The 7,680-nt window shown below is 36.5% G+C and carries 4 protein-coding genes and 3 pseudogenes; 1 reads left to right on the top strand and 6 read right to left on the bottom strand.

Going from position 1 to position 7,680, the window contains the following annotated elements; genetic code table 11:
- A pseudogene (locus HMPREF0083_RS30280) lies at nt 1-263 on the top strand (hypothetical protein); the annotation flags it as partial.
- Nucleotides 264-446: 183 nt separating this feature from the next.
- On the opposite strand, the pseudogene HMPREF0083_RS29545 reads toward HMPREF0083_RS30280, so the two are convergent.
- The 6 genes and pseudogenes from HMPREF0083_RS29545 to HMPREF0083_RS29140 form a co-directional block, all read right to left on the bottom strand.
- Nucleotides 447-593, bottom strand: a pseudogene (locus HMPREF0083_RS29545) (IS3 family transposase); the annotation flags it as partial.
- Nucleotides 594-688: 95 nt separating this feature from the next.
- Nucleotides 689-1,993: an agmatine deiminase family protein gene (locus HMPREF0083_RS23330; RefSeq protein WP_021624370.1), complete on the bottom strand. Its 1,305-nt coding sequence runs from the start codon at nt 1,991-1,993 to the stop codon at nt 689-691.
- A 130-nt stretch (nt 1,994-2,123) separates the two neighbouring features.
- Nucleotides 2,124-3,408: pseudogene (locus HMPREF0083_RS27610) on the bottom strand (ISL3 family transposase).
- 285 nt (nt 3,409-3,693) lie between these two features.
- Nucleotides 3,694-4,614, bottom strand: a complete 921-nt coding sequence (locus HMPREF0083_RS23320) for a helix-turn-helix transcriptional regulator (protein WP_040304679.1) — start codon at nt 4,612-4,614, stop codon at nt 3,694-3,696.
- A gap of 2 nt (nt 4,615-4,616) precedes the next feature.
- Complete coding sequence (locus HMPREF0083_RS23315) at nt 4,617-6,869, bottom strand: ATP-binding cassette domain-containing protein (protein ID WP_040304677.1); 2,253 nt, start codon at nt 6,867-6,869, stop codon at nt 4,617-4,619.
- Nucleotides 6,870-7,471: 602 nt separating this feature from the next.
- The coding region (locus tag HMPREF0083_RS29140) for a hypothetical protein (RefSeq protein ID WP_021624364.1) at nt 7,472-7,680 on the bottom strand (209 nt) is incomplete at its 5' end.

Genomic DNA, 7,680 nt, shown 5'->3' with positions numbered 1-7,680 from the left:
CAATTTTAATAAAAGAATTGAAAAACGAAAAGGAGTGGAAGGAGGCCTATCCAGTGATGAAACAATTAAGGACCCATTTGGATGAAGATCAATTCCTTCAATTAATTCAAGAAGCTGCACAAAAGGAAGATATTCAACAAGTTCAACAAGTTTCTAAAGCAAGTTGGAATTATACTTACGAAGGAATTATTCCTTTTGAAATTCAGGAAAGCTTCTTAAAATTCGCTTATAATGATGAGATGATGCAAAAGAGATTTTTATAAATGTAGAAAAAGACAATAGTATCGGAACAACCTTTTACAAAGCAAAAGGGTTCAAAGTTGTTTCTGAATTCGACGATGACTTTAATGGATATATCCTAAAAACAGTAAGAATGGTTTTAAAAGTGTAAAGTCCGCTAAATAGCAGACTTTTTTAACATAAATAATACTGATAGATTATTCTCATTTAATAATGCCATAAAAGGACTTAATACAAGCGTTATCATAATAGTTACCCCTTCGGCTCATGCTACAACACATGCCGTATCGTATAAGACGTGCCTGATATTTTCTTGAAGCATACTGGATACCTCGATCGGAAGCATGGAGAAGTGAAATAACTAAACGGGATATAGGGTGTTTCTTAAAAGGGCAGCCATTCGTTTTTATTAGATAGTAAGGTAATGCCTTTATTCAGAAGGCTTTTATTAAGGTGTATACACGGGTTGTTGTTGAGTAATACAATGAATCCCTCCACCCCACCAGTTAATTTCAATCGGATTAATTTGCACAATTTCCCGACCAGGGAACACGCTTTGAAGAATAGCTTTAGACTGCGCATCTAATTGCTTCAACTGTTCTGGTTTTCCTGGTTCCCAATATTTTGCTGATATAACGACACCGTTGGAGATTAAAAAGTTCAGGTAGCTTACTGCTGGAATTTGATACACTTTATCTCCGGGTTTAAAGCCGAACTGAGGGTAGATGTCCTCTTCTTGGACGATATGTTCATTCCAAACTAGTTTTAAATCCGGAGAAGGAACACGAATAATCTTAAACGGCTTTCCATTTACATCCGTTGCGCGTTTTAACCTCTCAACTACTTCTTCGATCCTTTTGTAATCTTCCTTTTCCAACTTGTTGCTGTTACGTGCTTCCTCAGAAATTTGAGCAACTAAAACCGTATGTGGATCAACAAACCTTGCTACCTCATCCACATGACCATTCGCTCCATTTCCGAAGAAGTTTTCAAAAATCGGGCTTCCATCAGGCGTTAATTTGTCAGAAAGAGGGCTTTGCTTCAGCCAAATGATCTTCTTTTGTCCATATAACCTAAGGTATTCCTTTTCAATTTCCTCAAGGCTTTTTCCGGGATTACGCTGAAGTGCCATATCCTCGTACGTCATCATTACGCCCTCACCATTAACCTCTATCCCTCCACCTTCTGCAACAAAGTCAGATGATAATAGTGGGATGTTCAGCTCTTGAGCCATTGCCTTATCAACATCACCAATCGATTTTGCTCTATCTCTGTCCCATATCCCATACATATTCCAAGAAAAATCTGCTATCATTCCTTTACCTTCACTATTTTTCAGAAACAGTGGCCCCATATCTCTCATAAATAAATAGGGTTTCTTGTATTCACGAAGGTTAATTTTCTTGGGGTCCACATTATAAATGCTTAAAAAATGTAAAACCTCTTCCTTGGAATCTCCTCCTGTTTGAAGGATAAGTTCCACTTTTACATTGTGGGAATGTAGAGCCTGAATAATTTGGGCGGTTACTTTGTGCTGTTCATCAGTAGTAGACTCACCAAACTCATTCCATTCCCACGCTAGCCACACTGCACTTTGTTTCTCCCATTCGGCAGGGAACGTATAACCGGTATTTTCTACTATAGGCTTAGTTGCCTCCCCGTTATCAGCAGAAGCAACGGGAGAAAAACTAACAAGAAAAATATTTAAAACAATAAAAAATACCTTCGGGCTATGCCAATAGTTTTTTTTCATACAAACTCCTCCTTGTAAAACATTATGCCCATCAAGCTAAAATTTTCTGGTACCTCTAAAACAATGAAAAGATAGTGTTTTTTATGAATCTACCGAACTTGGGTAATCGGAAAATAGTGTGGAACGAGGGTTAAAAAGACCCCTCCTCCATTGCCTTAGTCAATGTGGAAAAGTCAGCACCATAGATTTCTTCATAGACCCATTCATAGCCAATTTGTGCCCAAATTGGGAATTGATCAGGTAACAATTTTCCGAAAGTAACTTCAACTTCTTTAAATTTCTTTTTATTTTTTACTTTACGATAGCCTTGTGTAAACAATATTTTTGCTCTAAGAGCTTCAAAAGAATAACCACGACCAACATGGTTCATTGTCTTAATTAAACGATTCAAGGACTCTGTATAGGCGTTTGTAATGGGAGAATTGAAATAGTTGAATATCTCCTCTTCCCAATTATTCATTGACTTAATCAGGTCTTCAAAATAGGTCATTAATTCTTTGGGAATATTTGAAAGCCAGTTTTGGTACAGTTTATTGGCTTCCTTAAACGATTCAGCTTCATAAATGTCAAAGAATTGCTCTTTAAGTTCATATGCTTGACCAAGTAACGGGAACTTATCAGTCCATACTTGCAACTTTATTTGATCATCGAAATCGTTTAGATCCTTTCGTCTTGTAAGAAGAACATAACGATCTCTCATAAGTTGTCTACGTTCTTTGACTGATACATTTTGACGGTTAGCTTTTCGTATTTTTTCTAACGCTTCATTGGCTAATTTAACAACATGGAACGATTTTGGCATGTGGTATCACTGTATTAACAGCACTTTTATAAGGATTCCACATATCCATTGCTACAAGTTCGATTTTATCAATATCTTGAAGTTTAGATAGGTAACTGATAACCATATCCTTATTGCGTTTTGGCAAAATATCAATTACCGACTTGTTTTCAACATCTGTGATGACACAACGATAGTTTTTAAGCAAATGGACTTCATCACTACCAAGCCATTTAGAAATTCTAAAATCAGTTTGAGCTTCAAGTTCAGCAACGTAGTCATTAAAGATGTTTCGTACAGTTTTTTCGTCAACGCCTATCTCTTCTGCAATACTGGTAAACGTTTTTTCAAGACTGGATCTTTGAATCCAACTTATTAGCCTGTTAGTAACAGAACGATTGACATCCATATCTGGTAAATTTTCAAAAAATGTTTCACTACATTCCCTACATTTATATCGTTGGCGATTGACATAAATACCGACACGTTTTGCGTGCATTGGCAGATCGTAAAAAAGCTGTTTTTTCTTACCATGTTTGTAGAGATTAGAAACCGTACCACATTTAATACAATAGGAGGGAGATGGAGTAGTAGTTTCCACTAAGAAGCGATAATCATCTTCACTCTCTTCCATATAAAGAATCTTTAATTTTGGCAGGTTAAGCATATTAGTTAACATTCATTCTGTCCTTTCATAAATCCACAAATACAAAATAAGATCTTAAAGTGACCCTTCGGGGTGCCGTCAAGTGAGAAATCATAACAGTTAAATTAGCTTATTGATTGTTCATTCACTATAGGTGGTAATTCCGTTAATCTTATTATTCTAAACCCTAGTCTATGAAGGTTATCAAAGAAATTCACGAACATTTCCACTGGTTTTAAAAATGTGAAACTTTGTTTATTTTTTCACCATCTTTTAGTCTTTGTATAATTTTTTTATGTCATCTAGACACTTAATAAACTTTTGAATCACCTCTTTAGGATAGATAATACGGACTTTATTTCCAAAACTAATAATTTGTGTCATAGCTTTATCAATGGTGTAATAATTTTTCTTTACGATTATTGTCCCATTTGGATTATTCACTATTTCATCTTTTTGAAAGTTATCTAATACGTGTGCCCTCATCTCTCGGCTAAATTGGAGGCAAACCGTGAATGGCCTTATGCTGCTTCCCGATTTCCCATTCTCTTTTTCATATATATCTTCAATAGTATATGGACGCCTGGTAAAATAGCGATTTGTGTTATATGTTTCAATTATCCGGGTTAATTTAAATACTCTGAGTTCATTACGCAGTAAACAATAAGCCCAAGTGTACCAGTGGTAATCTTTTAAAAAAATTCCCATGGACTCAATGTCTCGCTCTGTTTCATTTCCTTTATGGTCCACATAGCGAATCTTAATTACACTACAATTTTGAATTGATTTGTATATTGTTTGAATATGTTGCGAACTATTATTCGAATGTGAAATTTGTAATTGGATGTTTTTATCTTGCGTGGGTACGGAGTCAATTAATTGATTAATTTTCGAAATCAATTCATTGATATCTTCGAACCCAGTAGCCTTTTCAATGCTTTTCAACGCCCACTGTATAGAGAGTAATTCATCTAAAGTTAGATACTTTTTATCCAATTTGAACCCATCCATTAATTCATAACCGCCTTCTTGCCCAGGAAGCGACACAATGGGAATCCCTGCACGATTAAGAGAATCGATATCTCTATATATTGTTCTCTCTGATACTTCAAAGTACCGCGATAAGTCCACAGCCTTCATTCTTTTCCTGTGAATTAGTAACACAATGATTCCCAATAATCGTTCGATTTTCAAGGTTAGTCCTCCTGTAGTTCATTTCTTAGATATTGTGCAGTTAGCGAGTTACTTCTTAGTACTAAATCATGTGGTGTACCTGTGAATATGATTTCTCCTCCTTTTTTTCCGCCACCAGGTCCAAGGTCAATAATCCAATCTGCTTGCTTCATTATATCTAGATTGTGTTCAATCACTATGACGGTACTATCGTTATCAACTAAACGATCTAGAATGGATTGTAAATGTCTAACATCGGACATGTGAAGTCCAGTTGTTGGCTCGTCCAATACGTAAATATTACCAGATTGGTGCAGCTCGCCAGCTAATTTAATTCTTTGACATTCTCCCCCCGATAACGTGTTCAGCGGCTGGCCTAATGTCATATAGTCTAATCCTACCTCTGATAATGCTTTTAAAGTGGAAACAACTTCCTTATCCCGAAAAAATTGAAGTGCCTCTAATACTGTCATGTCCAATACATCTGAAATGGATTTCCCATCTAACGTATACTGAAGAACTTCATCCTTGAACCGTTTCCCTTTACAAGTTTCACAAGTCGTTCTAATACTTTCAAGAAATGCAAGATCTGTATTAATATAGCCGTTTCCTTGGCAATCTGGGCACGCACCCTCTGAGTTAAAACTGAACAGTGACTTACTCACTTTGTTAGCAGAGGCAAAGGAATCTCGAACCACATCCATAATGCCCGTATAAGTGGCTGGGGTTGACCGAATCGAGGTACCCACTGACTTTTGGTCGATAACAATGGCTTCTGGATGCTGTTTTAAAAACGCATCAAAAATCAATGTACTCTTCCCTGAACCAGCTACGCCAGTAATTACAGTAAGAACACCACAAGGAATATGAACAGTAACGTTCTTTAGGTTGTGATTTGATGCATCGACAATGGAAAGATATTTGTTGGACTTACGGGTTTTCTTTTTTAATGCTTGTTTATTCCTCATATAGTTTCCAGTTAATGTATCAGCATCGTATAATCCCAGAAGACTTCCTTCATAGACAATTTCACCACCATTTGTACCTGCTCCTGGTCCAATATCGACGATATGGTCAGCAATTTTAATAACATCCTTATCATGTTCAACTACTAAAACAGTGTTTCCTTTGTCTCTGAGCTTTTGGAGCATGCGATTGAGATTGTTTACATCATGTGGGTGCAATCCGGTACTCGGTTCATCAAAAATATACATCATATCCGTTAAACTGCTATTAAGATGTCGTATCATTTTTACACGCTGTGCTTCTCCACCAGATAAGGTTGATGTTTCACGGTCCAGTGTAAGATAATAAAGTCCCATGTCCATGAGATGATGTAGTCGAATTGAAATGTTGGAAACAATTGATTTTGCTATTGGATCCTTTATTGCCTCGATTACCTTTATCAGTTCACCTATTTCCAAGGCAGCGAATTGAGCAATGTTATAACCATCTATTTTACAATTTAATACCTTTTGACTTAGCCGAGTTCCATTGCATGCTGTACAATGTGTTACGGAGATAAATTTCCTAACATTATTCGATATTTGACTGATCTCTTTTTTTAAGTACATGCGTCTAAATCTATCGACAACGCCTTCAAAATATTTCAAGGGTTCGTTTTTTAAGGGTAAAACGATTTTTTTATCTTTTCCGTATAGTAACGTTTGCCACTCTGCATCCGTGTAATCCATTAACTTTTTATCTGGATTGAATATGCCTGAGATTAAATGCTTCTGCCAATACCATTTCCCCACGGAGAACGTGGAAAACAAAATCGCTCCTTCATTAAGTGATTTTGTTTTATCGAATAGCTTTTCAATATCGGGCTCAACCTTTCGTCCAATTCCCTGACACTTCGGACACATCCCTTTAGGATTGTTGAAGGAAAAAACATCAGATTCGCCAATAAAGGGCTTTCCAATACGAGAAAATAATAATCGCAATAATGAGTAAATATCGGTGACCGTACCAAGCGTTGAACGTATATTTCCTCCTAGTCGTCTTTGGTCAATCACCACGGCGGGGGAAAGATTCTCAATGGACAATGCGTCTGGTTGACTGTATGTTGGTAATCGATTTTGAATATACGTCGAAAATGTCTGATTTAACTGACGTTGGGCTTCCTTACTTATTGTGTCGAATACGATTGATGATTTTCCAGATCCAGAAACACCCGTAAATACAGTGATCTTCTTTTTGGGAATAGTTAGTGTTACATTTTTTAAGTTATTTTCCTCTAAGCCAACAAGTTTAATATATTGATTCTCAACCATAATTAACCACTCCTGTAACGTTGGTCTATATAATATAAAGATCATTATACAGAAGTACCCTGACAACATTATGTCAGGGATTTAAAAAATAAATAAACTCTAAGGTGTAAGCATGTTTTAAAAGAGTTTTAAGGTTTGTATTGACTTCTTTTCATGTTACAAGCATTTTTTGATATTCTTTTACTATCAAATTTTTAAAGATAAGTAGGTAGTACATCAAAAAAGCTGCTTAGTTATATTCCACACGATAATCCGATTTATGACTTTATAAACATTAATTTAACCATTGAGATTTTCTACACGATAATCCGAATACCCCCGAACTCAAGATATGGAATTTCATTTTTTCTTTAAAGATTCCCTTCCATTAATCCAGATCCCTAATAAAGCGGCTAATCCTGCAAAAGCAGCAAGTAAAGTACTTTTTATGAAAAGCGTCTCAGAAAACCATAAATATATAAGCGTAACCAAATACACAACAGGCAAGATAGCACCTAAATAAACATTATTTCTTCTCGATAAAAAAATTGAATTACTAGTATTACAATAGTAATCAAAAAACTATATAACATTAAGCATCTCCTCTTTCATTTTTATATTTGTCAACACGCCTGTTGATTATCCAGTATAATCCAGAGTGGATCGTCATCACACCGTGCCCCAAACGGGCGTCGGTTCGTCTCCCGCACAGAAGCGTAGAGGGCCGCTTTTTGCCCCAGCCAGGCGGGATCGCAAAACATCTGGGTAGGCGCGAAGGGGGAGGCAGTTGCTGTCCTTTTTCGCCTGGCCGGGGCATGCGCTCGGGAAGGGA

Origin of the sequence: Aneurinibacillus aneurinilyticus ATCC 12856 (genome assembly GCF_000466385.1) — a bacterium.
GTDB lineage: Bacteria > Bacillota > Bacilli > Aneurinibacillales > Aneurinibacillaceae > Aneurinibacillus > Aneurinibacillus aneurinilyticus.
This window is presented reverse-complemented; position numbering and strand designations above follow the sequence as displayed.